Origin of the sequence: Streptomyces sp. NBC_00076 (genome assembly GCF_045041235.1) — a bacterium.
GTDB lineage: Bacteria > Actinomycetota > Actinomycetes > Streptomycetales > Streptomycetaceae > Streptomyces.
In genome coordinates, this window is the sequence record NZ_CP108242.1 from 4,153,286 (window position 1) to 4,178,341 (window position 25,056).

Sequence of the window (25,056 nt, forward strand, 5' to 3'; positions counted from 1 at the left end):
CAGCCTGGGGGCGCGCCGGCCTACCCAGAAGCAGCGTGGCGCGTTCCGGGGCTCTCGCCTTCCGGCCCGCGTGCCGCGTACAGCCGGTCCGTCACGCAGGCGCCGCCGGGCGCCTCAGCAGTGCCCTGATCGGGTGCCACAGTTCCTGGACCAGTTCCGGTCCGACGACACCGTTGTCAGGTGCCGTGCGCCATATCAGGCCGTCCGGGTGGTGCAGGACCGCGGTGATCTCGTCCGGTGTCGGCGGGGCCGCGTTGCCCCGCAGGTAGACCGCGCGCATGCCCAGGTTGCGCAGCCTGGTCAGGGCGCGCGCCCGGTTCCGGGCGTGGACGAGAACGCGCACCGAGCCCACGCTCTCTGCGGCGGGGCTGGGCAGGTTCAGCGCCACCACCACACTGCCGGTCGGCAGCTTGCAGAAACCTCCTGCGCCCATGCGGTCATACCCCCGTGCGAGTCGTCGTCGATGTCGGTGTCAATAAGGGATCCACAGGACGCACCTAAACACGATCGGCGGCAACCCGCCAGGGGGTCACCGCCGATACGTCTTTGACCTGCGAAAATACCGTCTACTTCGCGGACGGTCCTACCTGGAGCGAGATCGTCGAGCCGTCCAGCGGCTCCTTGGAGATCTTGATCCGGGTGTTGGTGTCAGTGATCTTGACGCCCGCGAGCGGGTTCGAGGCGTCGTAGTACGTCGACGTGCCGTCGTCGAAGACAGGGACACCGGCGCGCGACTTGATCTTGGTCGGCGCGCCCGCGTTGTGCAGCGTAATCGCGTCCGTCTGCTGCCGGCTGAAGGTCGAGTCGTAGGCCTGGATGCGGTTGCGCATCAGCGTGCCGTCGGACCACTTCAGAGGCGTCGGGTGGGAGTCGATCGGCAGGATCAGGCCCTGACCGGGGTGCTGGCTGGTGTTGTCGTCGGCCTGGGAGGTGTCCCACTTCCAGATCAACAGGCCGTTCTGGTAGGCGTAGTGCTCCACCCAGCCCGGACGGGTCGTCGAGAAGCCGTAGTTGTACGGGCCGACCTTGAGGGTCTTGTCGTACGACACGTACTGGCGGTTCTCGGCGATGTAGTACTGCGGGTAGTCGTCCGTGATGGAGGCGCCGATCCGGGAGAAGCCGCTGGCGCTCCAGGCGGCGTCGGCGGACTCGGCGTTGTCGGAGAACAGGGTGGCACCGTCGGCGGTCACCGTGATCTCGTCGGCCGTGAAGCCCTTCTGGGCCACGCCACTGTCGGTCTGGTAGCGGAAGCGCAGGCCGATCTTCTTGCCCGCGTAGGCGTCGAGCGGGTAGGTCAGCTTCTGGTGGGCGTCCACCGTGCCGGTGAGGGCGGGCTTGTCGCTGGCGTCGCGCGGGACGGCGCTGCCGTCGGCCAGCTTGCCGTCGATCGGCGTCCAGTTGGCGCCGCCGTCGGTGGAGACCTCCGTGTAGACGTAGTCGTAGTCCTTCTCGGTGTCCCACCAGCCGTCGAGGGTCAGGCTCGCGGCGGACTTGCCGGTCAGGTCGACGGTCCGGGAGAGCGAGTTGCGCAGGTCGTTGCCGCTGCCGCTCCACCACTGCTTGGTGCCCTGCGCCGGGGCGACGATCTCGGTGGTGACCGTCTTGTCGGGCAGCTGGACCACGAGGGCCTGCGGGTTCTTGGTGTTGTACTCCGCGAGGCCCAGGGTGTGCTTCGACTTCACGCCCGCCTGGGCGATGTCGTAGTCGAGCCAGCCGAGTTGCAGCTTGTCCCAGGCGTTCATGTCGCCGGGCAGGTCGCCGATGGACTCCTTGCCGGTGCCGAGCCAGGAGCCGGACGACATCAGGGTCCAGAAACCGGTGGAGTTCTCGCCGCCGCCGGAGGTGTCGTACTCGTCGGGCAGGCCCAGGTCGTGGCCGTACTCGTGAGCGAAGACGCCCAGGCCGCCGTTCTCCGGCTGGATGGTGTAGTCGCCGACCCAGATGCCGGTGTCGCCGATCTGGGTGCCGCCGAGCTTGTTGTTCGCGGGGCCGGCGGAGCCGGCGTCGGTGCCGAAGGCGAACCAGCGGTGGGCCCAGATCGCGTCCTCGCCCTGCGCGCCGCCGCCCGCGGACTCGTCCTCGCCGGCGTGCACGATCTGGAAGTGGTCGATGTAGCCGTCGGGCTCGTTGAAGTCGCCGTCGCCGTCGAAGTCATTGCGGTCCCACTGGTCGAACTCGGCCAGCTCGGCCTTGATCTCGGCGGGGGTGTCACCAGCGTCCTCGCGCTGGGCGACCCAGGCGGTGACGCCGTCCCGGACCGCGTACCAGGCGGCCGTATCGTCCTTGTTGGAGCCGTAGCGGGCCTCGTTGTAGGGGACCTTGACCCAGTCGGTCACGTCGCCCTCGACCGAGTAGCGGCCCGAGGACTGCTTCTCGTAGTACTTCTTCAGCGACTCGGTGTTCTTGCCGGTGCCGAAGTACAGCTCCTGGAAGTGCTGCTGGTTGTAGTCCGCCTGCCAGGCCGTGCTGTTGTCGTCAGCGCGGTCCGGCTGGGCTATCTCGTTGTGCAGCGGGCCGGGCGTGCCGCCGTAGCGGCTGTCGACCTGGTCGCCGAACTCCACCAGGATGGTGAAGATCTTGTCGGTCTTCTCTCGGCCGAGCTCGACGTACTTGTCCTCGCCCTTGAGCTTGACGACCTTCGAGCCGTCCCGGTCCTTGACCTTGGCGGCGCCGGATATGACCTGGTTGAGCGCCTCTTCGCGCTGGGCCTCCTGGGTCTTGGACAGCGGACCGTCGAGGTCGTGTCCCCTGCTCTTGGCCGGCTGCGGGTCGTGCCCGTCAACGGCTGCGGGTGCGGCCGGGGCGGCCTGGGCCACCGCGAAGGTCGAGAAGGTGGCGGTGGCCGCGGCCACCGCGACCACGGTCGCCGCCGTTCTGAACTGCCAGGATCTGCTGGTCACTTGAGTTCCTCCCCCGCGTCCGGGCGCGCGGAAGGAGGGGGGTCCTTAGCCTGGTGGGTCCGCGCGCGCGTGTTCAACGCGTGTAGTCAAGTGACGACATTGGACTAGAGGTTGGCGAGAAAAGACAGATCTTGACTTGGACAAGTCAATTGCACTATGCGGAGTTGGCGTCCGCTTTACGAACGCCCGGCTGGGCCCACAAGGGCGCCGGACTCCGGCCCTCCGGGGCGCCGGGGGCTCATCGAACGGGCGCGCGGATCTGTCCACCTGCTGGACGGCATGAACCCGTGCGCCCCCCATGCTCCGGCCCTGTTGGTCAGGTCACGCTTACCTGTCGTTCCGCTCGGGCATGCAGGCGATTAGAGTCGATTGGCGGAACGCCCTGAATTCGGCGGAAAGCCAGGCCGACGACCCCGTGGACCCCCACTTCCGAGGACACGATTGCCATGCCTCGTCCGACTGTCACGCCTCGCCCGACGGCCGCACAGCTCGCCTACGGTTCGTGCACCGTGATCTGCTCGACGTTCGCCATGCTGCTGCTGTCACAGACGAGTTCGGGCGTGGGGATCGCGATCATCGCCGTCGCCGCACTCGCCCTCGGACTGCTGGTCGCCATGACGGTCCCGATGCCGAAGTCCCGTGTGGTCGCGGCGGACCGGCCCGCCGCGGAGCCCGCCGAAGCCGCACAGACGCCACAGGCGCCCGTGCCGGCGGCCTCGGTCGCCGCGGTGGCGTCCGAGCGGCCGGTGCACGAGCGCGCCGCTTCCTGACCCGGCCTCCGGGTGGTCAGTCGGTCTTGACCACCACCGTCTTGGCCGCCTTGTCATGCAGGCCCTGCTTGTAGGGCTTGTCGAAGAAGCTCCAGCCGCCCGCGATCGCGGTCCAGACACAGGCGCAGCAGAAGGCGAACGGGATCCACAGCACCGCCGAGCGGATCAGGTTGCTCTGCACGGAGGGGGTGGCCCCGTTGTCCAGGTTGGCCACCCGCATACCCAGCCACTTCTTGCCGAACGTCTGGCCCGTCCTGCTCATCATGACCGTGTCGTAGCCCATGTAGAGCACGGCGGCCACGAGCGACTGTCCGAGGGACTTGCCGTACTCGATCTTGTCGTTGTCGATGTCGTACTCGTGGACGTCCATGGCCCAGGTGAGCAGCCAGACGACGATCCCGACCATGATCATGTCGATGATCCTGGCGAGCGTGCGCCGGCCGCTGTCGGCGAGCGGCGGCATGCCGGCCAGCGGGTCGCCGGGGTACTGACCACCACCGCCGTGCGGGCCTCCCCCGCCTCCGTACGGGCCGCCGCCACCGCCGTACGGGTCGCCGCCGCCACCGCCGTAGGGGTCACCGCCCCCGGGAGGCGGGGGCTGAGCGCCGTACGGCGAACCCGAACCCTCGGAGGGCGGGGGCTGCTTCCTGAACGGGTCGTCTTCCGGCGGCTGACCGGAGCCGGGGGGCGGTTCGGTACTCATGGCCCGAGTCGACCGCGAACCCTCCGGCTCCGCATCCGGCGAGCGGCCGTCCGGAGTACCGCGTCCCGCGGATCCTTCGCCGGGTCCGGTCAGCCCGCAACGAACGTATGCGCGGCCTTGTCGTGCCAGCACTGGCGCCACGGCCGGTCGAACAGACCCCACAGGACACCCAGGACGCCGACGGCGAGCAGACCGGGCACGCTGTAGACGAGCCAGCGGCGCAGGGCGGCACCGAAGGACGGGGCCTCACCGCCCTCGATGTCCCGCACGTCCAGACCGAACAGCTTCTTGCCGAGGGTGCGGCCCCACTTGGCGGTGGGCAGCGCCTCGTAGAGCGCGCCGAAGACGAGCAGGACGGCGAGGACGATGCCGAGATACGTCGACGTCGTGCCGTCCAGCAGCCAGACCGTGACGGTCTCGCCGGACAGCTTGGCCGCGTCGATCTTCTCGTTGACGTGGTCGAGCGCCTTGGTGCCGAGCGGTACGGCGGCCACGGAGGTGACCGCGGCGAGGACGACGGTGTCCACGAGCCGGGCGGCCAGTCGCTTGCCGAGTCCGGCGGGACGGGCGGACGACTGCCGCCTGGCGGCCGCCTGGAACACGTCGTCCACGGGCGGCTTCCAGGGCACGACGGGCTGCTCGTCGTCGGACGCGCCCGCGAGCCGGTGCACCTGCTGGGCCCAGGAGGGCTGCCCACCACCGGCGCCGGACGCCATGGGGCCGCCCTGCTGGGGCACGCCGGGCTGCTGGGGCACGCTCGGGGCGGGGGCCGCCTGCTGCGGGCCGGACAGGGCGCCGGGCGCCGCGGAGGCGGCCTGGGCGGCGGCTGCGGGCCCGGCTTGCCCCTGCGCGTCCGCCGCACGCGCGGCGGCGGCCTTTCCGGCCCCGAATCCGGACGTGCCGGGGGTGCCGGGAGCGCCGGGAACCGGAGGGGCTTGGGAGGACGCGGCGGCGTCCGGGGACGCGGCCTGGGCTCCGGCGCCGGCCGCCCCGGGACCCGCGCCCGCCGCGAACTGGGCGCCGAACGCGCCCGGCGCGGGGGCGCTTCCGGCGCCCGGGGCGCCCGTGCTCCCCTGATGCGCCCCCGCCGCCCCGTTCTGCTGGGCCGCGCGCGGGGAGAGCGCGCGGAAGGTCACGGTGCCCTCGTCGTCGACGGGGCCACCGGGGCCCGGGACGCCGGGAGTTCCGGTGCCCGCGCCGCCCGCCGCTCCGGGGCCGGGCGTCGGCCGACGGAAGACGAACGTGTTGCCGGCGGCCGCCTCGTCCGGCTCGGTGGGCGGAATCGTCGCGCTGCCGTCCGTACTGGCCGAGCGGCCCTCCGGCTGGGGCGGACCGTCCGGGGGCTCCGCCGCGCGCGGCACCCGCGGATCCGCACCCTGCGGAAGCCCGGGTCGGCCGCCCTGCGGGGCCCCCGGCTGACCTCCGTGCTGCGCTCCCTGCGGAGCACCTTGCGGTGACCCCCACGACACCCGGCGGTCCTGGTCGCCGCCGAAGCCCGACTGCTGGGCGCGGTCGGCGCCCCACGCGGCCGCGGGTTCGGGCCGGCCACCGTGCTGGGCGCCCGCCGCCGAGGACGAGCCGGGCCCGCCGGACTGATCGGGCAGGCCCGACTGACCGGGTCGGCCGACCGGGTCCTCGTCGAAGAAGTGCGGGCCCGTCTCCTCGACCGGGGCGGCCGGACCGGCCGGGCCTGCCGAAGACGGGTCCGAGCCGGCGCCGGACGGCGGGGCGAGCGGTACGCCGTCCGTCGGTGCCGGACGGCTGGTACCCGGTACCCAGGCGGCACCGTTCCAGTACCGGACATATCCAGGAATGGAGGGGTCCGGGTAATACCCTTCGCGGGGCCTGTCATCACCAGGTGCCGGGGTTGGGGCGCTCATGTCCGTCGTCCCGTATCTGCTCGGGGGTCAAATGGGGGCCTCCACATCTATCAGACCGGCGCAACCCCCACCGCCAGTCCCGCCGGACCCACCCCTTTCCGGGCAACGCCGTGCAGCGCCTTCACAGATCCGGAAAAAAATTCTCCGAACCCGCGTAATGGTCGCCTCTCCTCCCGCTCTCCACTCGTACGGGCCCACCGCGGGCCCCGCGAGAGCGCGCGAGAGAGGAAACACCGCCATGCAACCCACCGTTGTCGAACGCGAGCTGGAACTCAGACTCATCCTGTCCCAGGACCACAGCATCCCGGTCCTGACCCGGCTCGCCTACCGCGCCGACGACCCGTACGCCGTCCGCGTCACCTTCCACATCACCTCCGAGCACCCGGTGAAATGGACGTTCTCCCGCGATCTCCTGGTGGAGGGGGTCTTCCGGCCGAGCGGGGACGGAGACGTGCGGGTGTGGCCGTCGAAGGTGGACGGCCGCAGCGTCGTCCTGATGGCGCTGAGTTCACCTGATGGTGAAGCCCTCATCCAGGCCCCGACCGCCCAGATGTCCGCCTGGCTGGAGCGGACGCTGCGGGTGGTGCCTCCGGGGACCGAGGGCGAGCAGCTGGGGATCGACGGCGAGCTCGACCAGTTGCTCGCCCAGTGACCGTGGCGGGGCGCGAGGATCAGAACAGCTTGCCCGGGTTGAGGATGCCCAGCGGATCGAAGACCTGTTTGATCTGCCGTTGCATCTCCACCCCGACCGGGCCGATCTCGCGCGCCAGCCATTCCTTCTTCAGGACGCCCACGCCGTGCTCGCCGGTGATCGTGCCGCCGAGTTCCAGGCCGAGCGCCATGATCTCGTCGAAGGACTCGCGTGCGCGCCGGGACCCCTCTGGGTCCTGGGCGTCGAAGCAGACCGTGGGGTGGGTGTTGCCGTCACCGGCGTGCGCGACGACCCCGATGGTCAGCTGGTACTTCTCCGCGATCCGCTCGGTCCCTTCGAGCATCTCGCCGAGCCTCGACCGGGGCACGCACACGTCGTCGATCATCGTGGTGCCCTTGACCGCTTCGAGCGCGGTGAGCGACAGCCGCCGCGCCTGGAGCAGCAGTTCGGACTCGGCCAGGTCGTCGGCCGGGACGACCTGGGTGGCGCCGGCCGCCTCGCACAGCGCGCCGAGGGCGGCGAGGTCGGAGGCAGGGTCCGGGGTGTCGAAGGCGGCCAGGAGGAGGGCCTCGGTGCTCTCCGGCAGTCCCATGTGCGCGAGGTCGTTGACGGCCTTCACCGTCGTACGGTCCATCAGTTCGAGGAGGGACGGCACATGGCCGCCCGCCATGATCCGGCACACGGCGTCGCAGGCGGCGGCCCCGGACGCGAACTCCGCCGCCAGCACCAGCTGCTCGGGCGGTTTCGGCCGGAGCGCCAGGGTGGCTCCCACGACGATGCCGAGCGAGCCCTCCGAGCCGACGAAGAGGCGGGTCAGGTCGTACCCGGCGACGCCCTTGGCGGTACGACGGCCGGTGGACATGAACCGCCCGTCGGCCAGCACCACGTCGAGCCCGAGGACGTACTCCGCGGTCACCCCGTACTTCACGCAGCACAGGCCACCGGAGGCGGTGCCGATGTTGCCGCCGATCGTGCACATCTCCCAGCTGGACGGATCCGGCGGGTAGTAGAGGCCGTGTTCGCCCACCGCGCGGGAGAGCGTGGCGTTGATGACGCCCGGTTCGACGACGGCGACGCGGTCGACCGGGTTGATCTCCAGGATCCGGTCCATCTTCGTCAGGGACAGCACGACGCAGCCGTCGGAGGCGTTGGCCCCGCCCGACAGGCCCGTGCGGGCGCCCTGCGGGACGACCGGGACGCGTAGTTCGGTGGCGGTGCGCATGACGTGCTGGACCTGTTCGACCGTGCGCGGCAGGACGACCACGGCGGGGGCGCCGGCCGGGCAGAAGCTGGCCATGTCGTTGGCGTAGGAGGCCGTGACGTCCGGGTCCGTGAGGACGGCGTCGGCGGGCAGGCCGTCCAGCAGACGGTCGAAGAGGTTGCCGGTCGCTTCGTCGCGCGGCGCTTCGATACGGCTCATGATCACAGGTTCGCACCCGGGGCCATCGGTGTGAACCCCATGTGGGGCAGCTGCCGTATGCGAGGGGGTGGTCGTCGTGTTGACGCACAGTGAGCGCCATGGAGAACCACGAGGAGGCTCCTTCGCCGGTGGGCGGGCCGTGGGGCCGGTGGGTGAGGACTTGGCGGGTGAGGGACAGGTGGGGGCGGGACAGGCGGGTCCTGATCGCCTCCGTCGCCGGGTGTGCCGTCCTCGGCGGAGTGCTGACGCTGCTGTCCTGGGAGGGGGCGGCGGGCCGGCCGCCCGCACCGGCGCCGGGGGCCCGGGCGCACGCGGCGGTGGCCGCCGGGGTGCCGGCCTCGCTGCCCGACCTGGCGGTGCTGATCGGTGAGCGCGAGAGGCATCTGCGTGCGTATCCCGAGGACGCGGAGTCGTGGACTGTGCTCGGGGCGGCCTATGTGGAGCGGGGGCGGCGGACCGCCGACCCGGCGTACTACCCGCGGGCCGAGAGGGCACTGCGCAGGTCGCTGAAGGTGCGCGGGAAGCGCGACGCCGAGACGCTCGGCGGGCTGGCGGCCCTGGCGAACGCGCGCCGGGACTTCCGGGCCGCGCGGTCCTGGGCGGAGGCCGCCCGGAAGGCCGAACCGGGGCGCTGGACGACGTATCCGTTGCTGATCGACGCCTACACGGGGCTCGGCGACCACAAGGCGGCCCGGGGTGCGCTGGGCCGGCTGACGGAGCTGCGGTCCGGGCCGGCCGTGCTGGCGCGGGCGGCGGCCGTGTACCGGGACCGGGGCCGGCGGGAGGACGCGGCGGCCGCGTTGTCCGACGCGGCGGCGGGAGCGCGGGCGCCGGCCGAGCGGGCGGCGTATCTGGAGCGGGCCGGGCAGCTGGCCTGGGAGCGCGGCGAACCGCAGGACGCGCTGCGGTACTTCCGGGAGTCGGTCCGCCTCGACCCGGACCAGCGGGCCGCACAGGCCGGGCAGGGGCGGGTGCTGGCGGCGCTGGGGCGGACGACGCGGGCGGTGAACGCCTACCGGGTGGCGCTGGCCGGGCAGCCGTGCCCGCAGTACGCGCTGGAACTGGGCGAGTTGTACGAGTCGCTGGGGCGCGGGCGGCCCGCCCGGGAGCAGTACGACCTGCTGCGGGCGCGGGTGCGCGACGCCGCCGCGGGCGGGGCGGACGAGGACCTGGTGCTCGGGCTGTTCGAGGCGGACCACGGTGACGCGCCGGCCGCGGTACGGCGGCTGCGGGCCGAGTGGGCGCGGCAGCCGGGGGTCGCGGTGGCCGACGCGCTGGGGTGGGCGCTGCACCGGGCCGGGGAGCACCGGGAGGCGTTGCGCTTCGCGACCCTGGCGACGGACCGGGAGAAGGGTGGTGGCGTGCGGAGTGCGGCGTACGCCTTCCACCGGGGCGTGATCGAGCGGGAGCTGGGGCGGTACGGGCCGGCCCGCAGGCACCTTCAGGAGGCGCTGCGGATCAACCCGTACTTCTCGCGGGTCCATGTGCGGGCGGCTCGGGCGGCGCTGGCCGAGCTGGGTGAGCCGTCCGTGACGGACGTGCCCGTGACGGACGTGCCCGTGACGGACGTGCCGGTGACGGACGCAAGGGAGTGACTACAGGTTGCCCCTCTTGTCCTGCTCCCGTTCGATCGCCTCGAACAGCGCCTTGAAGTTGCCCTTGCCGAAGCCCATCGAGCCATGGCGTTCGATGATCTCGAAGAACACGGTCGGGCGGTCCTGGACCGGCTTGGTGAAGATCTGCAGCAAGTAGCCGTCCTCGTCGCGGTCGGCGAGGATCTTCAGCTCGCGCAGGGTCTCGACGGGGACGCGGGTGTCGCCGACCCACTCGCCGAGGGTGTCGTAGTACGAGTCCGGCGTCTCGAGGAACCGCACCCCGGCCGCCCGCATCGTCCGTACCGTCTCGACGATGTCGCTGGTGTTGAGCGCGATGTGCTGGACGCCGGCGCCGCCGTAGAACTCCAGGTACTCGTCGATCTGGGACTTCTTCTTGGCGATGGCGGGCTCGTTGATCGGGAACTTGACCTTGAGCGTGCCGTCCGCGACCACCTTCGACATCAGCGCGCTGTACTCGGTGGCGATGTCGTCGCCCACGAACTCCTTCATGTTCGTGAAGCCCATGACCTTGTTGTAGAAGCCGACCCACTCGTTCATCCGACCGAGCTCGACGTTGCCGACGCAGTGGTCGACGGCCTGGAACGTGCGGTGGGCGGGCGGCTCGACGAGGGGTGCGGCCGTCTCGTATCCGGGGAGGTAGGGGCCGTCGTAGCCGGTGCGCTCGACCAGGGTGTGGCGGGTCTCGCCGTAGGTGGCGATCGCGGCGAGAACGACGGTGCCGTGCTCGTCCTTGGTGTCGTACGGCTCGGCGATCGAGCGGGCGCCGTGCTCGACGGCGTAGGCGTACGCGGCGCGTGCGTCCGGTACCTCGATGGCGAGGTCGACCACGCCGTCGCCGTGCTCGGCCACGTGCTGGGCGAGGAAGTGGCCCCAGGGGGTGGCGGCCTTGATGACGGAGGTGAACACGAAGCGGGCGGAGCCGTTCTCCAGCACGTAGGAGGCGGTCTCGCGGCTGCCGTTCTCCGGTCCGGAGTACGCGACCAGCTTCATGCCGAAGGCGGTGGAGTAGTAGTGCGCCGCCTGCTTGGCGTTGCCCACGGCGAAGACGACCGCGTCCATTCCCTTGACCGGGAAGGGGTCGGCCTGCCGGGCGGTGTCGGGAGTGTGCTGTGTGGTCTGCGTCATAGGGGTAGCCTCGTCCGTGGCGGCAAGGTGCGCAACAGTTCGCGTTTTCACTGGACACCATGACCAGTGGTACGGCCGCTTCGCCGGGCTTTCTGTACATGATGACCAGGATCCGGAGGGCTGTCATGGGGATCGACCAGCTGGACGGGCGGATCATCGCGCTGCTGGCGCGGGAGCCGCGGATCGGGGTGCTGGAGATGTCCCGGCGGCTGGGGGTGGCCCGGGGGACGGTGCAGGCGCGGCTCGACCGGCTTCAGTCGAACGGAGTCATCCGCGGGTTCGGCCCCGAGGTGGATCCGGCGGCGCTCGGCTATCCGGTCACCGCGTTCGCGACGCTGCAGATCCGGCAGGGGCAAGGGGCGGACGTCCGGGCACACTTGGCGACCGTTCCGGAGGTGCTGGAGCTGCACACCACCACCGGGAGCGGGGACATGCTGTGCCGGCTGGTGGCCCGCTCGAACGCCGATCTCCAGCGGGTCATCGACCGGGTTGTCGGCTTTGATGGGATTGTCCGGGCCTCCACCGCCATCGTCATGGAGAACCCCGTTCCGCTGCGGGTCATCCCCCTGGTGGAGCAGGCGGCTCAGGACGCGGAGGGAACCTAGCCGACCTGGGGGTGAGCGGAGTGAACTTCTGGGAGTACCTCGGCACCGCCCATGAGCAGCTGCTGACGGACGCCTACCAGCACGCGAGTGTCGTCTTCCAGTGCATGGTCGTGGCGACGCTGGTCGGGGTGCTCCTCGGTGTGGTCACCTCCCGCACCGAGTGGGCCGGCGCCCTCGCGACCACGGCCACCTCGGCCGTCCTGACCGTTCCGTCGCTCGCCATGATCGGGCTGCTGATCCCCGTGGTGGGCCTGGGCGTGCCGCCCACGGTGATCGCGTTGACGCTGTACGGGCTGCTGCCGATCGTGCGCAACGCGATCGTCGGACTGCGCGGGGTCGACCCGTCGCTGGTGGACGCCGCGAAGGGCATCGGGATGTCCCGGCTGATGCGGCTGACGCGGGTCGAGCTGCCGCTGGCCTGGCCGCCGATCCTGACCGGGATCCGGATCTCCACCCAGATGCTGATGGGTATCGCGGCCATCGCCGCCTACGCCTCCGGGCCCGGTCTCGGCAATGTGATCTTCCGGGGCCTCGCCTCCCTGGGCAGCAGGAACGCGCTCAACCAGGTCCTCGCGGGCACCCTCGGGATCATCGTCCTGGCTCTGCTGTTCGACGCCGCGTACGTCCTGCTCGGGCGGCTGACCATTCCCCGGGGGATCCGTGCCTGAGACAGCGACCTCCGGCGCCTCCATCGAGCTGGAGAACCTCAGCAAGCGGTATCCGGGCGCTCCCGGCCCCGCCGTCGACAGCGTCACCATGGAGATCAAGGCGGGCGAGATCGTCGTCTTCGTCGGCCCGTCGGGATGCGGTAAGTCGACGACGCTCAAGATGATCAACAGGTTGATCGAGCCGTCGGGTGGTCGCATCCGGATCAACGGCGAGGACGTGACCGACATGGATCCGGTCAGGCTGCGCCGCCAGGTCGGCTATGCGATCCAGGCCTCGGGCCTCTTCCCGCACATGACCGTCGCCCAGAACATCGCGCTGGTCCCGAAGATGGTCGGCTGGCCGAAAGGGCGGATCAAGGACCGGGTCGAGGAGATGCTCGACCTCGTCGGGCTGGATCCGGGTGAGTTCCACGGCCGCTATCCGCGTCAGTTGTCCGGCGGTCAGCAGCAGCGGGTGGGCGTGGCCCGGGCGCTGGCCGCCGATCCCCCGGTCCTGTTGATGGACGAGCCGTTCGGCGCCGTGGACCCGATCACCCGGGACCACCTCCAGGACGAGCTGATCCGGCTCCAGCACGAGCTGCGCAAGACGATCGTCTTCGTCACGCACGACTTCGACGAGGCGATCAAGCTGGGCGACCGGATCGCCGTACTGCGCGAACACTCGCACATCGCACAGTTCGACACCCCGGAGGCGATCCTCACCAACCCGGCCGACGACTTCGTGTCCGGTTTCGTGGGCGCCGGGGCCGCGCTGAAGCGCCTCAACCTCACCCGCGTACGGGACGTGGAGATCACCGACTATCCGACGGTGGCCGTGGACGACCCGCTCCAGGAGATCTTCACCAAGCTCCGCTCCAGCAGCACCAACGAGATCCTGCTGATCGACAGGCACGGCCGGCCCTACAAGTGGCTCCGGCGCGGGGACCTGATGCGCGCCAAGGGCTCGCTTGCTCGCGCCGGGACGCTGGTGAGCGACACGGTGACCCGGGACGCGACCGTGCGGGACGCGCTGGAGGCGGTGCTCACCGACAGCGCGGGGCGGGTCGCCGTCACCGGGCGGCGCGGCGAGTACACCGGCGTGGTCGACGTGGAGACGCTGATGAACTCCGTGCACGAGCTGCTGGAGGCCGACCGGCTGGAGGCGATCGCGCACCGGCACGACCTGGCGGAGCTGCGGGCCACCCACACCCACGCCGAGCAGGAAGGCGCCGGAGGGGAGAGGAAGGCGTGAGCGTCCCCGACGGCGTGACCGCTGCCGAGCTGGAGGCAGAGGGCCCGGGCGAGGACCGGGGAGGGGGCCCGGGAGATGCCCAGGCGGAAGGCCCGCCGGCACCGCGGGGTCCGCTGAAGCCGCGCCTCACCTGGCAGAAGCTGACGTTCCTGCCGACGCTGCTGGTGGCGGTCCTGCTGGCGACGTGGCTGTGGTTCGAGCAGGCCGACCTCGACCCGCTCTCCGAGAACGCGCTGTCGAACGGCCAGGTGTCGAAGGCGCTGTGGCAGCAGATCGAGCTGACGGCGATCTCGACGTTCTTCGTGTTGATCATCGCAATCCCGCTGGGGATCCTGCTGACCAGGCAGGCGTTCCGGAAGGCGACCCCGGTGGCGATGGCGTTCGCCAACATGGGCCAGGCGACCCCGGCGATCGGCCTGCTGGCGCTGCTGGTGATCTGGCTGGGCATCGGCATGAAGGCGGCGTTGATCGGCATCATCGCCTACGCCGTCCTCCCGGTCCTGTCGAACACGATCGCGGGCCTGAGGGCGAACGACCCGACGCTGCTGGAGGCGGCGCGGGGCATCGGTATGTCGCCGTGGGGCGTGCTCGGGCGGGTGGAACTGCCCCTGGCCGTCCCGCTGATCCTGGCCGGTGTGCGCACGGCGCTGGTCCTCAACGTCGGTACGGCGACCCTGGCGACCTTCGGCGGGGGCGGCGGCCTGGGTGTGCTGATCACCACCGGCATCACCAGTCAGCGCATGCCGGTGCTGGTCCTCGGCTCGGTCCTGACCATCTCACTCGCCCTGCTGGTGGACTGGCTGGCCTCGCTCGCCGAACTGCTGCTGCGTCCGCGCGGGCTGGAGGTGGGCACATGATCACGAGAGGGCGTATCTGCCTGCTGACGGCCGCGGTACTGATCGCGGCTTCCGCTTGCGGTCTGACCAGCGGCTCCCCGATGGTCGACGACGTCGAGCCGGGCACCGTCGGGCGGGGCAGGCCGCTGAAGGGCGCCGAACTCACCGTCACGTCCAAGGAGTTCACCGAAGGGCTGGTCCTCGGCGCGATCATGGGCATCGCCTTCGAGGCGTCCGGCGCCAAGGTACTCGACCGCACCGGCATCCAGGGCTCCGTCGGCACCAGGGCGGCCGTCGAGAACGGCGACGCGGACGCCGCGTACGAGTACACGGGCACCGCCTGGATCACCTACCTGGGCAACAGCAAGCCGATTCCCGATCCGCGGCAGCAGTGGCGGGCGGTGCGTGACGCGGACGCGAGGAAGGGGCTGACCTGGCTGGCGCCGGCGCCGATGAACAACACCTACGCGCTGGCGACGAACCAGGCCAACTACCGGAAGTACCGCACGACGACCCTGTCGGACGTCGCGAAGCTCTCGAAGTCCGATCCCGATGCGGTGACGCTGTGCGTGGAGGGTGAGTTCGCCAACCGTGCGGACGGGTTGCCGGGTCTGCAGAAGGCGTACGGGATGGATCTCCCGGCCAGGAACATCACACAGATGGACACCGGCATCATCTACACCCAGACCGCGAAGGGCGCCTGCACCTACGGCGAGGTGTTCACCACGGACGGGCGGATCAGGTCGATGCACCTGGTCGTGATGGGCGACGACAGGAAGTTCTTCCCGAACTACAACGCGGCTCCCATGATCCGGACGGCCACGCTGGAGAAGTGGCCGGCGATCGCGGCCATCCTCGCCCCGATCACCAGGAAGCTGGACAACTCCGTGGCGCAGCAGTTGAACGCGAAGGTGGATGTCGACGGCGAGGATCCGCACCAGGTGGCGTTGGACTGGTTGAAGGGGGAGGGGTTCGTCGAGGAGGGGTGAGGGGCGGAGGGGTGAGTGGCGGGGACTTGCGGTGGGGACTTGCGGTGGTGCCATGTGGTGGGGACTGCCCCAGGACTTGCAAAGAAGTTGATGCAAAAGACCTGTTGCAAAGGAATCTTTGCAACGTTACCTTTGGATGCATGCCCGAGCCCCACTCCGAAGAACGCCAGATCCACCACCTCGACGCCCGCTCCCTGCGCGGGCTGGCCCACCCCCTGCGTATGCAGCTGCTGGACGCCCTGCGCTTCGGCGGACCCGCCACCGCGTCCCAACTCGCCGAGCGGCTGGGCGAGTCGAGCGGAGCCACCAGCTACCACCTGCGCCAGCTGGCGACGTACGGCTTCGTGGTGGACGCCCCGGAGCACGGCAAGGGCCGGGAGCGCTGGTGGAAGGCCGCCCATGAGGGGCTGATGTTCGACGACGCCCTGTTCATGGACGACAACCCCAGCGTGCGCGGCGCCATCGACATGGTCATGCACGAGATCGCGACCAAGCACGCCCGGGACCTGTCCACCTTCCTCGGCAACCGGCACACCTGGCCCGAGGAATGGACGCAGGGCAGCGACATGAGCGACATGACCCTACGGCTCACACCGGAGCTCGCTCACGAACTCATCGAGAAGATGCATGCTCTCGTCGAGAGCTACCGCGACCTGCCCGCGGCGGACGCCTCCGACGCCGAGCGCGTACGCATCCACACGCACGCCTTCCCGATCACCAAGGACGGAGAAGCCACCCGATGAACCCGGACGCCCATCTCGCCCAGCACCACTTCCGCGCCACCGAACTCCGTGCCGAAGCGGACGCGTACCGCCTCGCCGCCGGCGCCAGGCCCCCACACGGCCTCCGTACCCGCCTCGGCTGGACCCTGATAGAGGTCGGCCTGCGACTGGCGACCCCGAGACCGTTCCTCGCGATCGGCCCTAGCAGCTAGGGACGGATCCCTTCCCGTTCTCCAACGCCGTCAGCGAGCTCACCGCGCTCTTGAGCGTGGTCACCGGAATCAGTCGCAGACCCTTCGGCAGCTCGGTCTTCGCGTCGGAGCACTCCGCCTTGGGGACCAGGAAGACGGTCGCGCCGTCCCTGCGCGCGGCCTGGGTCTTCAGTGCCACTCCCCCGACCGCGCCGACCGTTCCGTCGGCGTCGATGGTGCCCGTACCGGCGATGGTGCGGCCGCCGGTGAGGTCGCCGCCGCTGCCGTCGCCGTTCAGCTTGTCGATGATGCCGAGGGTGAAGAGGAGACCGGCGCTGGGGCCGCCGACGTCGGCGAGCTTCAGGGTGACCTTGACGTCCTTGTCGTCGAGCTTCAGGTAGTTCAGCGCGGCCTCGGTCGCCGCGTCCTGGGACTGCTCCATCTCCGCGGTGTTGTGCTGCTCGATCTCCTTGACGCTCTGCCCGCTCGGGTAGACCGCGTCGCGCGGCATGACCGCCTGGTCGGAGCGGAACCAGCTGTCGATCACTTCGCCGAGCGAGACGCGGGTGTCCGGATTGGTCGCCTCGATCGTCGTCATGCGCAGCTGCCCGCGAGTGTCCCGGGCGGGCGCGCCGGAGATCGTGATCACCGGGGTGCCCTTGTTCTCGCCGAGCACGTTCGCCGTCAGACCGGGCTGCGTGAGCGAGAACGGCAACGGCGCGAGGACCGCCGTGGCGATCAGGGCCACGACGGGCAGGGCGCAGACGGCGACGGCCCGGGGGCGCGTGAGACGAGAGAACACGGGATCAATCTAACGCGGAGGTGAAATCCGGCCAGGCGCAGGTGGGCCCGCACCCTTGCCGCGCATCGCTCGGCGACGTCAGCGCAACGCCTCGGCCACTTCCCGAGCCGCGTCCACCACCCGCGGCCCCACCCTCTCCGGCACCGCGTCCGCCAGCATCACGACCCCGACGCTGCCCTCGACACCCGTGACACCGATCAGCGGCGCCGCCGCCCCGCACGCCCCCGCCTCCAGTTCCCCGTGCGTCAGCGTGTAGCCGGGTTCCTCCGACGCCTGTTGCCGCGCGGCGAGGATCGCCCTCCCCGCCGCTCCCCGGTCCAGGGGATGCCGGAACCCGGCCCGGTAGGCCACGTGGTAATCCGTCCACGAGGGTTCGACGACCGCCACGGCCAGGGCTTCCGCCCCGTCCACCAACGTCAGATGAGCCGTCGCCCCGATGTCCTCGGCCAGTGATCGCAACGCCGGCAACGCGGCCTCCCGTACCAGCGGATGCACCTGCCGGCCCAGCCTCAGCACGCCGAGGCCCACCCGTGCCCGCCCGCCCAGGTCACGCCGTACGAGGGCGTGCTGCTCCAGCGTGGCGAGCAACCGGTACACGACGGTCCGGTTCACCCCGAGTTTGTGGGAAAGCTCGGTGACGGTCAGCCCGTGATCCGTGTCGGCGAGCAGCTTGAGGACGCGCAGTCCCCGGTCGAGCGTCTGAGAGGTCTCCGCGGTCACGACGCCCACTCCTTAAGTGGTGAGGTCGGCAGCCCCCGTCGCGGCGAATGCGTGGCCGAGTCCCGTCGGCGACGCGCGTCAGAGGCCGCCGATAGGCCGGCGGCCCGGCCTGTCCGGACCGCGTCGCTTCACGGCTGCGCTCCGCGGCGGCGCTGCCACGGGGCGTGTGCGTAGCGGGACAGTAGCGAAGCAGGTTCGCTCAGCGGAAGGCTCCGTCCAGAATCCGGGCAGCGACCGGGACGGGCTACCCCCGTTCGTCCTGATACGTACCGGCGCGTGGAGCGTCCCAAGGGGCGCGGGGCCGTGTTGCACGGGCGGCTACCGCCGCGGGGGCGCGACCAGCCACTACGGGCCCGCGGCCGAAGCACGGGACCAGCCACGACGGGCCCGCAGCCGAAGCACGACAGGCACCTCCCGCCCGTCACCGGCCACGGCACAGCGCCCGTCGTCACCGCATCCGCGTGGCCCACTCCTGCACCTTGGCGATCCGCTGCCGCAGCTGTCCGGCTGTGGCCTCGGCGCTCGGCGGGCCGCCGCACACGCGCCGCAGCTCGGTGTGGATGACCCCGTGCGGCTTGCCGCTCTGGTGGACGTACGCGCCGACCATCGTGTTGAGCTGCTTGCGCAGCTCCATCATCTCCTTGTGCGAGACCACCGGCCGCCGCTCGGCGGGCAGTTCGAGCAGGTCGGCCTCGTCGTCCGGCTTCTTGCGGCTGTGCGCGATCTGCCGGGCCTGCCGCTTCTGCAGCAGCATCTGCACCTGGTCGGGTTCGAGGAGCCCGGGAATCCCGAGGTAGTCCTGCTCCTCCTCGCTTCCCGGGTGGGCCTGCATGCCGAACTCGGCACCGTCGTAGAGGACCCGGTCGAAGACGGCCTCGGACTCCAGCGCCTCGAAGGAGAACTGCTCCTGCTCGCCGGTGTCCTCGTCCTGCTCCTTGTTCGCCTCCTCCATCTCCTTCTCGGACTCGGCGTACGGGTCCTCCTCGCCCTCCTTCTTGGGCTTGTCGAGGGCGTGGTCCCGCTCCACCTCCATCTCGTTGGCGAAGGTGAGGAGGTCGGGGACGGTCGGGAGGAAGACGGAGGCGGTCTCGCCGCGCCGCCGGGACCGTACGAAACGACCGACGGCCTGGGCGAAGAAGAGGGGCGTCGAGATGGTGGTGGCGTACACACCGACGGCGAGCCGCGGCACGTCGACGCCCTCGGACACCATCCGCACCGCGACCATCCACCGGTCGTCGCTGCCGCTGAAATCGTCGATCCTGCTGGACGCCCCGGCGTCGTCGGACAGCACGAGGGTCGCCTTGCTGCCCGTGATCTCACGGATGAGCTTGGCGTAGGCCCGGGCGGAGTCCTGGTCCGAGGCGATGACCAGGGCACCGGCGTCCGGGATGGCCTTCCTGACCTCGGTCAGCCGCTGGTCGGCCGCGCGCAGCACGCTGGGCATCCACTCGCCGCGCGGGTCGAGGGCCGTGCGCCAGGCCTGGCTGACGGCGTCCTTGGTCATCGGCTCGCCGAGCCGGGCGGCGATCTCGTCGCCTGCCTTGGTCCGCCACCGCATGTTGCCGCTGTAGGAGAGGAAGATCACCGGCCGGACGACCCCGTCGGACAGTGCCGACCCGTACCCGTACGTGTAGTCGGCCGCGGACCGCCGAATCCCGTCGTTGCCCTCCTCGTACGTCACGAAGGGAATGGGATTGGTGTCGGACCGGAAGGGCGTACCGGTGAGCGCGAGCCGCCGGGTCGCCGGCTCGAAGGCCTCCAGACACGCCTCACCCCACGACTTGCTGTCACCGGCGTGGTGGATCTCGTCGAGGATCACGAGCGTCTTGCGCTGTTCGACCCGGTTGCGGTGCAGCATGGGCCGTACACCCACGCCCGCGTAGGTCACCGCGACGCCGTGGTAGTCCTTACCGAGCGGCCCCGCGCTGTACTCCGGGTCCAGCTTGATCCCTATCCGGGCGGCCGCCTCGGCCCACTGCTTCTTCAGGTGCTCGGTGGGCGCGACCACGGTGACCTGCTGCACGACATGGTGGTGCAGCAGCCAGGACGCCAGCGTCAGCGCGAAGGTCGTCTTGCCGGCGCCGGGCGTGGCGACCGCGAGGAAGTCACGTGGCTGCTCCTGGAGGTAGTTCTCCATCGCCCCTTGCTGCCAGGCACGCAGCTTGCTGGCCGTGCCCCAGGGCGCGCGGCCGGGGAAGGCGGGCGAAAGGTGGTGGGAGGAGGCGGCGGTGGTAGTCACGGTCTCCGTCGGTGGGTCGAATGTGAGGGGCCGCGCGAAGCGCGTCGAGTGGGGCGACGGTGGGCGACGGGCGGACGACTCGGCGAACTGGTGGAACTGCTCGGCTACATATGACAACCGGGCCACCCTACCGGCGCCCCCACGGTGTCAACACGCGGACAAGCCCGGCTGGGCGTCGGGTGGGACCCACGTCACAGAGAGCGCGGCCGGCTCAGCGAGCGCGGCGCGGCGACGGAGCTGCGGGCAGGACACCTGTCCGTATGTATCGCAGAAGATCCCGGCCGTATCGCAGAAGTTCCTGGCGCTGATGGGGTCCCTTGCCCACCATCACGCCCTGGTCGACGGCAACAGTCGCCTCGTCACCCAGGCCCCCACCAGCGCCACCCCCGCCATCGGCAGGAACACCGCGAGGAAGGCTGCGGGATGGGTACCGGACGCTTCTGTGACCGTGTGGCTGACGCTGCCGCCGCCCAGGGCCGCGAAGGCCGCGCCGCCCGCCGAGAGCAGGATCACGTTGGACAGGCCGTCGGAGATCTGGAGGGCGGCGGAGTTGGTGCCGGCCTCCTCCGGGGCGGAGAGATGGAGCAGGAGCACGCTGGTCGAGGAGATCACCAGGCCCATGCCGAAGCAGCCGAAGGCCCACGCGACGGCCACCGTCCAGACGGGCACGGAGTCGATCAGCACGCTCGGCGCGGCGGCGATCGCGGCGGCCACCAGCACCATCCCGAGCGTCATCAGCCGTTGTTGGTACGGCTCCACGCGCCGCCGGGACTGCACCCACGACCCCAGCGCCCAGGTCCCGCCGCCCGCCGCGAGCGAGAACCCGGCCAGCGTCGGGGACAGCCCCCGCTGGGTGACCAGCATCAGCGGCACGAAGGACTCGGCCGCGATGAAGGACCCCGCGGCGACCCCGCGCAACAGCACGACGGACGGCAGTCCGCGCGCCGCCCGATACGTGCCGCGCGGCAGCAGCCCCAGAGCCGCCGGCACGAGCAGGGCGGCACCAACGGCACCGGGGACCAGCGAGATCCACCGCAGATCCTGTGCGGCGTACTGGAGCAGCCCCGCACCGAGGGAGATCCCTGACGCGAGCCGAATACGCCGCCGATCGAAGGAGCCACGGCCTCGCGCTGACCGCCCACGCTTCACGGAACCACCGCCGCGGCGGCTGCCTCTGCGCTCGTCGGCATCACCTTCTGCATCGGCACCGGTTTGGGCTTCGGTTTGGGCTTCGGCTTCGACTTCGGCTTCGACTCCGGCTTGGGCTTGGGCTTCGGCTTCGACTCCGGCTTCGGCTTGGGCTTCGGCTTCGGCTTCGACTCCGGCTTGGGCTTCGGCTTCGACTCCGGCTTGGGCTTGGGCTTCGGCTTCGACTCCGGCGGACGCAGCGGTGACCGGACCGGCCGCCCGTCGCCGTATCTGCGGCAGCGCGAGCGCCAGCGGAAACACCACCAGCACCGGAATCCCGACGAACACCCAGCGCCAGCCGAGGTGTTCGGTCACCGCGCCCGCGGCAAGCGGTCCGACGATCGACGGCACCACCCAACTCGCGGCGAAGGCAGCCATGATGGCCGGCCGCAACCGCTCCGGGTACGCCCGCCCCACGACGACGTACAACGCGACGATCACCAGCCCGCCGCCGAGCCCCTGCACGGCCCGCCCGAGGATGAACAGCCACATCGCGGTCGCCGTACCCGCCAACAGCAGCCCGGCCGCGAAGGCGGCGATCCCCGTGGTCAGCGCCCCGAGCGGCCCCCGCCGGTCCGACCACTGCCCGGCGAGCACCATCCCGAACAGGCTGGTCGTGAAGTACCCCGAGAACGCGAACGCGTACAACGACACCCCGTCCAGCTCCCGCGCCGCGACCGGCATCGCCGTCCCCACGGCCGTCGCCTCGAACGCGATCAGCAGCACGACGGAGACGATGCCGATGCTCAGCGCCCGATACGGACGGCTCAACACGGTCTCGTCCCGCGGAGTGCCAGGGGGCGAGGCTGCGATGTCCGCGACATCGGTGTCACGGGGTTCCAGGGCGGTCATGGTCGCCAGCGTAAGGGCCAAGAACCACTGTGGCCCCTGTCTGAAGCCTGGCCCGACCTGAGACCTTCGTCGTACGACCACACCGGCCCGCACCTCCTTTCATGAACGCGGTGTGGCAGTCCCATTGCGGCCCCCGGCTTTCTCTTGAGCCCCCTCCCCACCGCGCCCTACGGTCGTTCCACCGGGTTCGGAAGGAGCACCACGCTCCACCGACACGGCCGTGTGCCCGAGTGGTTCAGGGGCTCGCCTGCAAAGCGAGTTACGTGGGTTCGAATCCCGCCACGGCCTCCAGTGCCTGATCAGGCAAAACGAAAGGGTGGCACCCCCGAGGGGTGCCACCCTTTTGGCTGTCCGTCTCAGTTGCCGTCTCAGTTGCGGAGCCTGAACCCGCTGAGCGCCCCCAGTCCATCAGAGATGACGGTGACGGGCAGCCAGAGCTTCCTACCGAAGCTAGCGGTGCTGCACCCACCACACGAAGCCGAACACCAGTGCGCTACCTGCCGCCGTGGCGGCACCGCGGGTCATCGCAAACATCGCCGTAACGACAAGCCGCTGGGCTGTCTTTCTCGTCCACATGACCTGTTGCCCTCTCATCTACCGCCCGGGTCTTCCGAGCTCGGGTTCGAGCATCAGCGCGGACATGAGTGAGTTGGACGAGTAGAAGCCAGCCCTGAACATCTACGGACGCCACCACCTGCGTTCGGCTGAGATGCCATGCTGGTGGACAGTTTCGGACGGTCTTGGACGGGGGCAGGCATGGGTAGACCGGGGTTTTTCCGTAAGCCGGATCTGACTGGCCGTGAGCACCGCGAGTTCAACGATGCCCTCCACCGCCTTCACCTGCTGGCTGGCCGACCCAGTCTTACGGTTATGGCCCGAGAGGTGCGGGGGGCAGGGATTTCTCGAAGTTCAATTCACGACGCGTTCAGCAGCGTTCGTCTTCCGCAATGGCATGTCGTGGATGCGCTCCTTGAGATCCTTGCGTCCAAGGCCCCCGGTCTCACGGCCGAGCAGCAACTTGAGCCCATGCATGCTCTTTGGTTGCGCGCGGCCGAGGCAGAGCAGAGCCTGGTCAAGTCGGCGGCCGGGGCCATGATGGCTGACGCCCAGAGAAGCATCCTGTTGTTCGACGCCGAGCATTACAGCGACCGCGATGACGTTCAGCAGGCGTATCTACGCCGCGTGCTGTACGAGATCATCGATCACGTACTGGCCGCTGCCGGAATCAATGAGGCCCAGCGGCGACGTGAGGACCGTGGTGACTCAGTCATGGAACTGATCGATGCAAGCGTTTCTCTCACTGCGCTACTGCGAGCACTAATCACGGAGATGCCAAAGCGCCTGCTCGCTGTCAACCGGGCGCTGTCCAGCGGCGCCCAGGTCAGGATTCGCGGAGTGCTCGCGACGGGCCACGTGACCATCGACGAGTACGACGGCTGGGTGGGGTCCGATCTCAACCGCGCCTGGCGCATGCTCAATGCCGAGTTTCTGCGGAAAGCGCTGCAAGAGCAGACCAACAACATCGCCCTCTGCATCTCCGACTCTGTCTACCAAGGGACCGTGCGGCACGGACGCCCGCTCATCCCGTTGGAAAGCTTTCACCGGGTGACGTTCGACAGCAGAGACGGGCAGATGGCCGCTTGGCTGACCAGTCCCTCCTAGTACTCCAGTCTGGTTTCGTGATCTACCCGGCGGACTCGTCGGGGGTTCGTCGTCGGTAGTGGCCGCGTCGGGCTGTTGCCTGGTGGCGCCGACGCCAGTTGGACCAGTGCAGCAGTCTGGCCACGGTCACGGCTGGTGGGTTGAAGACGGCGACGAGTAGGTGTCGGATCTCCGGGACGGTCAGCGTGATCGGATCGCGGCTGCGGACGGGGTGGTATGCGTCATCGGGCCGTTCGGGGGCCGCGTCGGCGGCGAGGGCGGCCAGGAAGGCCAGGGCAAGCATGGCGAGGGTGATGTGCCGGTGCCAGGAGGTCCAGTTGCGGACCTGGTAATGGTCGAGACCGACCTGGCCCTTGGCTGCCTGGAAGCACTCCTCGACGCTCCAGCGGACACCGGCGACGCGGACCAGTTCGGACAGGGGCACTTCGGTGGGTGACCAGCACAGGTAGAAGGCGAGTTCGCCGGTGAACCGGTTGCGGCGGATGAGCAGGTGCCGGTGGCTGTCGGTGCCGATGTGGATCCAGGCCCAGTCGTAGTACCGCGGGCCTTTCGCACCGTTTCCGGCGCTGTGGCGCTGCCAGGCCGTGGCGGGCAGGCGGCCGGCGACGGCGTCCGCGCGGATGGGCGTGCGGCCGTGGTTGATCCTCACCCGCATCGAGCAGGCAACGGCCATCACGTAGCCGGTGCCGCGTGTTTCCAGGGCGGCGCGGAGCTGGGGGTCCTGGCCGTAGGCTTCGTCGCCGGTCACCCAGGAGGCGGTGATGCCGGCGTCCAGCGCAGCGGCGATCATCTCCGAGGCCAGACGGGGCTTGGTGGCGAACTGCACCGTCTCGGGTATCCCGGCCGCGGTGCGGCGTTCGGGATCATCGGCCCAGGAGTGCTCGGGCAGGTAGAGCCGACGGTCGATCAGGGCCCGTCCCCGCTCGGTGACCAGGGCGAGGAACACGCCGACCTGGGCGTTCTCGATGCGTCCCGCGGTGCCGGTGTACTGCCTCTGCACTCCCGCCGAGGACCGGCCCTTCTTCAGGAAGCCGGTCTCGTCGACCACGAGAACGCCGCCGTCGGCGCCGAGGTGTTCGACGGCGTGGGCACGCAGGTCGTCGCGTAGGGAGCACGACGCCCTCCGCGGAGTGCAGCGGTAGCGCGACGCCCCACCTCCTCGAAATGCCCGTGACGGAGGATGTGTGAACTTCTACGGTCACCTAGTCCTGGCCCTAGCCAGAGTGGAGGGGGATCGAGCGACGCTGCTCGGCTCCTGCTTTCCTGTAGGCCGCAGGCACCTAGC

General features: G+C 70.2%; 22 protein-coding genes and 1 tRNA gene. 12 read left to right on the forward strand and 11 right to left on the reverse strand.

Going from position 1 to position 25,056, the window contains the following annotated elements; all coding sequences use genetic code 11:
• Positions 1 to 91 precede the first annotated feature (91 nt).
• Both OHA64_RS18825 and OHA64_RS18830 read right to left on the reverse strand, forming a co-directional pair.
• On the reverse strand, positions 92 to 433 hold the full coding sequence (locus tag OHA64_RS18825; RefSeq protein WP_405614454.1) for a hypothetical protein: 342 nt from the start codon (positions 431 to 433) through the stop codon (positions 92 to 94).
• Between the two features lie 133 nt (positions 434 to 566).
• Entirely contained in the window at positions 567 to 2,900 is a 2,334-nt protein-coding gene (locus OHA64_RS18830; RefSeq protein ID WP_405614456.1) for an immune inhibitor A domain-containing protein, read from the reverse strand.
• 446 nt (positions 2,901 to 3,346) lie between these two features.
• Here OHA64_RS18830 and OHA64_RS18835 point away from each other — a divergent pair, with 446 nt between their 5' ends.
• Positions 3,347 to 3,670, forward strand: a complete 324-nt coding sequence (locus OHA64_RS18835; protein WP_405614458.1) for a hypothetical protein — start codon at positions 3,347 to 3,349, stop codon at positions 3,668 to 3,670.
• 16 nt (positions 3,671 to 3,686) lie between these two features.
• Here the strand turns inward: OHA64_RS18835 and OHA64_RS18840 are convergent, their stop codons facing one another.
• Both OHA64_RS18840 and OHA64_RS18845 read right to left on the reverse strand, forming a co-directional pair.
• Positions 3,687 to 4,373, reverse strand: coding sequence for an RDD family protein (locus OHA64_RS18840; protein ID WP_405614460.1), 687 nt, complete (start codon positions 4,371 to 4,373; stop codon positions 3,687 to 3,689).
• 89 nt (positions 4,374 to 4,462) lie between these two features.
• Positions 4,463 to 6,253: an RDD family protein gene (locus tag OHA64_RS18845; protein WP_405614462.1), complete on the reverse strand. Its 1,791-nt coding sequence runs from the start codon at positions 6,251 to 6,253 to the stop codon at positions 4,463 to 4,465.
• A gap of 238 nt (positions 6,254 to 6,491) precedes the next feature.
• On the opposite strand from OHA64_RS18845, the gene OHA64_RS18850 reads away from it, so the two are divergent.
• Positions 6,492 to 6,905 (forward strand): SsgA family sporulation/cell division regulator, encoded by a 414-nt coding sequence (locus OHA64_RS18850; protein WP_405614464.1) that lies wholly within the window; start codon positions 6,492 to 6,494, stop codon positions 6,903 to 6,905.
• A 19-nt stretch (positions 6,906 to 6,924) separates the two neighbouring features.
• Here OHA64_RS18850 and OHA64_RS18855 read toward each other — a convergent pair whose 3' ends face one another.
• A complete protein-coding gene (locus OHA64_RS18855) occupies positions 6,925 to 8,331 on the reverse strand; it encodes an FAD-binding oxidoreductase (protein WP_405614466.1) in 1,407 nt (468 codons plus the stop codon).
• A gap of 92 nt (positions 8,332 to 8,423) precedes the next feature.
• On the opposite strand from OHA64_RS18855, the gene OHA64_RS18860 reads away from it, so the two are divergent.
• Positions 8,424 to 9,920, forward strand: a complete 1,497-nt coding sequence (locus tag OHA64_RS18860) for a tetratricopeptide repeat protein (RefSeq protein WP_405614468.1) — start codon at positions 8,424 to 8,426, stop codon at positions 9,918 to 9,920.
• On the opposite strand, the gene hppD is transcribed toward OHA64_RS18860, so the two are convergent.
• On the reverse strand, positions 9,921 to 11,066 hold the full coding sequence (gene hppD / locus OHA64_RS18865; RefSeq protein ID WP_405614470.1) for a 4-hydroxyphenylpyruvate dioxygenase: 1,146 nt from the start codon (positions 11,064 to 11,066) through the stop codon (positions 9,921 to 9,923). It abuts the gene before it with no gap.
• A gap of 125 nt (positions 11,067 to 11,191) precedes the next feature.
• On the opposite strand from hppD, the gene OHA64_RS18870 reads away from it, so the two are divergent.
• From OHA64_RS18870 to OHA64_RS18900, 7 genes are all read left to right on the forward strand, one after another.
• Positions 11,192 to 11,671 (forward strand): Lrp/AsnC family transcriptional regulator, encoded by a 480-nt coding sequence (locus OHA64_RS18870; protein WP_405614472.1) that lies wholly within the window; start codon positions 11,192 to 11,194, stop codon positions 11,669 to 11,671.
• Positions 11,672 to 11,691: 20 nt separating this feature from the next.
• Positions 11,692 to 12,339, forward strand: coding sequence for an ABC transporter permease (locus OHA64_RS18875; protein ID WP_405624017.1), 648 nt, complete (start codon positions 11,692 to 11,694; stop codon positions 12,337 to 12,339).
• A complete protein-coding gene (locus OHA64_RS18880; protein WP_405614474.1) occupies positions 12,332 to 13,570 on the forward strand; it encodes a betaine/proline/choline family ABC transporter ATP-binding protein in 1,239 nt (412 codons plus the stop codon). Before OHA64_RS18875 ends, OHA64_RS18880 begins: the two co-directional genes overlap by 8 nt.
• Positions 13,567 to 14,427 carry an ABC transporter permease gene (locus OHA64_RS18885; protein ID WP_405614476.1) on the forward strand — a complete coding sequence of 287 codons (861 nt, stop codon included), beginning with the start codon at positions 13,567 to 13,569 and terminating at the stop codon, positions 14,425 to 14,427. The genes OHA64_RS18880 and OHA64_RS18885 overlap by 4 nt, the downstream gene beginning before the upstream one ends.
• Complete coding sequence (locus tag OHA64_RS18890) at positions 14,424 to 15,395, forward strand: glycine betaine ABC transporter substrate-binding protein (RefSeq protein WP_405614478.1); 972 nt, start codon at positions 14,424 to 14,426, stop codon at positions 15,393 to 15,395. The genes OHA64_RS18885 and OHA64_RS18890 overlap by 4 nt, the downstream gene beginning before the upstream one ends.
• A gap of 140 nt (positions 15,396 to 15,535) precedes the next feature.
• Positions 15,536 to 16,138, forward strand: a complete 603-nt coding sequence (locus tag OHA64_RS18895; RefSeq protein WP_405614480.1) for an ArsR/SmtB family transcription factor — start codon at positions 15,536 to 15,538, stop codon at positions 16,136 to 16,138.
• Positions 16,135 to 16,329, forward strand: coding sequence for a hypothetical protein (locus OHA64_RS18900; RefSeq protein WP_405614482.1), 195 nt, complete (start codon positions 16,135 to 16,137; stop codon positions 16,327 to 16,329). The genes OHA64_RS18895 and OHA64_RS18900 overlap by 4 nt, the downstream gene beginning before the upstream one ends.
• Here OHA64_RS18900 and OHA64_RS18905 read toward each other — a convergent pair.
• The 4 genes from OHA64_RS18905 to OHA64_RS18920 form a co-directional block, all read right to left on the reverse strand.
• Entirely contained in the window at positions 16,319 to 17,110 is a 792-nt protein-coding gene (locus tag OHA64_RS18905; RefSeq protein WP_405614484.1) for a PDZ domain-containing protein, read from the reverse strand. The two genes, OHA64_RS18900 and OHA64_RS18905, sit on opposite strands and share 11 nt — an antisense overlap.
• Positions 17,111 to 17,188: 78 nt before the next feature.
• Positions 17,189 to 17,830: an IclR family transcriptional regulator gene (locus OHA64_RS18910; RefSeq protein WP_405614486.1), complete on the reverse strand. Its 642-nt coding sequence runs from the start codon at positions 17,828 to 17,830 to the stop codon at positions 17,189 to 17,191.
• Between the two features lie 448 nt (positions 17,831 to 18,278).
• The gene (locus OHA64_RS18915) at positions 18,279 to 20,069 is read right to left on the reverse strand and encodes a DEAD/DEAH box helicase (protein ID WP_405614488.1); all 1,791 of its coding nucleotides are present in this window, start codon (positions 20,067 to 20,069) and stop codon (positions 18,279 to 18,281) included.
• Between the two features lie 327 nt (positions 20,070 to 20,396).
• Positions 20,397 to 22,109, reverse strand: coding sequence for an MFS transporter (locus OHA64_RS18920; protein ID WP_405614490.1), 1,713 nt, complete (start codon positions 22,107 to 22,109; stop codon positions 20,397 to 20,399).
• A 216-nt stretch (positions 22,110 to 22,325) separates the two neighbouring features.
• Here OHA64_RS18920 and OHA64_RS18925 point away from each other — a divergent pair.
• Together OHA64_RS18925 and OHA64_RS18930 are read left to right on the forward strand one after the other, a co-directional pair.
• Positions 22,326 to 22,400, forward strand: a tRNA-Cys gene (locus tag OHA64_RS18925).
• Between the two features lie 579 nt (positions 22,401 to 22,979).
• On the forward strand, positions 22,980 to 23,771 hold the full coding sequence (locus tag OHA64_RS18930) for a hypothetical protein (RefSeq protein WP_405614492.1): 792 nt from the start codon (positions 22,980 to 22,982) through the stop codon (positions 23,769 to 23,771).
• A gap of 22 nt (positions 23,772 to 23,793) precedes the next feature.
• On the opposite strand, the gene OHA64_RS18935 is transcribed toward OHA64_RS18930, so the two are convergent.
• Positions 23,794 to 24,867, reverse strand: coding sequence for an IS701 family transposase (locus OHA64_RS18935; protein WP_405624019.1), 1,074 nt, complete (start codon positions 24,865 to 24,867; stop codon positions 23,794 to 23,796).
• Positions 24,868 to 25,056: the final 189 nt, after the last annotated feature.

Bases quoted from the DNA above. Each gene is read 5' to 3' on its own strand.
- OHA64_RS18825 (WP_405614454.1), bottom strand. From the start codon at position 433: ATGGGCGCAGGAGGTTTCTGCAAGCTGCCGACCGGCAGTGTGGTGGTG.
- OHA64_RS18835 (WP_405614458.1), top strand. From the start codon at position 3,347: ATGCCTCGTCCGACTGTCACGCCTCGCCCGACGGCCGCACAGCTCGCC.
- OHA64_RS18840 (WP_405614460.1), bottom strand. From the start codon at position 4,373: ATGAGTACCGAACCGCCCCCCGGCTCCGGTCAGCCGCCGGAAGACGAC.
- OHA64_RS18845 (WP_405614462.1), bottom strand. From the start codon at position 6,253: ATGAGCGCCCCAACCCCGGCACCTGGTGATGACAGGCCCCGCGAAGGG.
- OHA64_RS18850 (WP_405614464.1), top strand. From the start codon at position 6,492: ATGCAACCCACCGTTGTCGAACGCGAGCTGGAACTCAGACTCATCCTG.
- OHA64_RS18860 (WP_405614468.1), top strand. From the start codon at position 8,424: ATGGAGAACCACGAGGAGGCTCCTTCGCCGGTGGGCGGGCCGTGGGGC.
- hppD (WP_405614470.1), bottom strand. From the start codon at position 11,066: ATGACGCAGACCACACAGCACACTCCCGACACCGCCCGGCAGGCCGAC.
- OHA64_RS18870 (WP_405614472.1), top strand. From the start codon at position 11,192: ATGGGGATCGACCAGCTGGACGGGCGGATCATCGCGCTGCTGGCGCGG.
- OHA64_RS18890 (WP_405614478.1), top strand. From the start codon at position 14,424: ATGATCACGAGAGGGCGTATCTGCCTGCTGACGGCCGCGGTACTGATC.
- OHA64_RS18895 (WP_405614480.1), top strand. From the start codon at position 15,536: ATGCCCGAGCCCCACTCCGAAGAACGCCAGATCCACCACCTCGACGCC.
- OHA64_RS18900 (WP_405614482.1), top strand. From the start codon at position 16,135: ATGAACCCGGACGCCCATCTCGCCCAGCACCACTTCCGCGCCACCGAA.
- OHA64_RS18920 (WP_405614490.1), bottom strand. From the start codon at position 22,109: ATGACCGCCCTGGAACCCCGTGACACCGATGTCGCGGACATCGCAGCC.
- OHA64_RS18930 (WP_405614492.1), top strand. From the start codon at position 22,980: ATGGCCCGAGAGGTGCGGGGGGCAGGGATTTCTCGAAGTTCAATTCAC.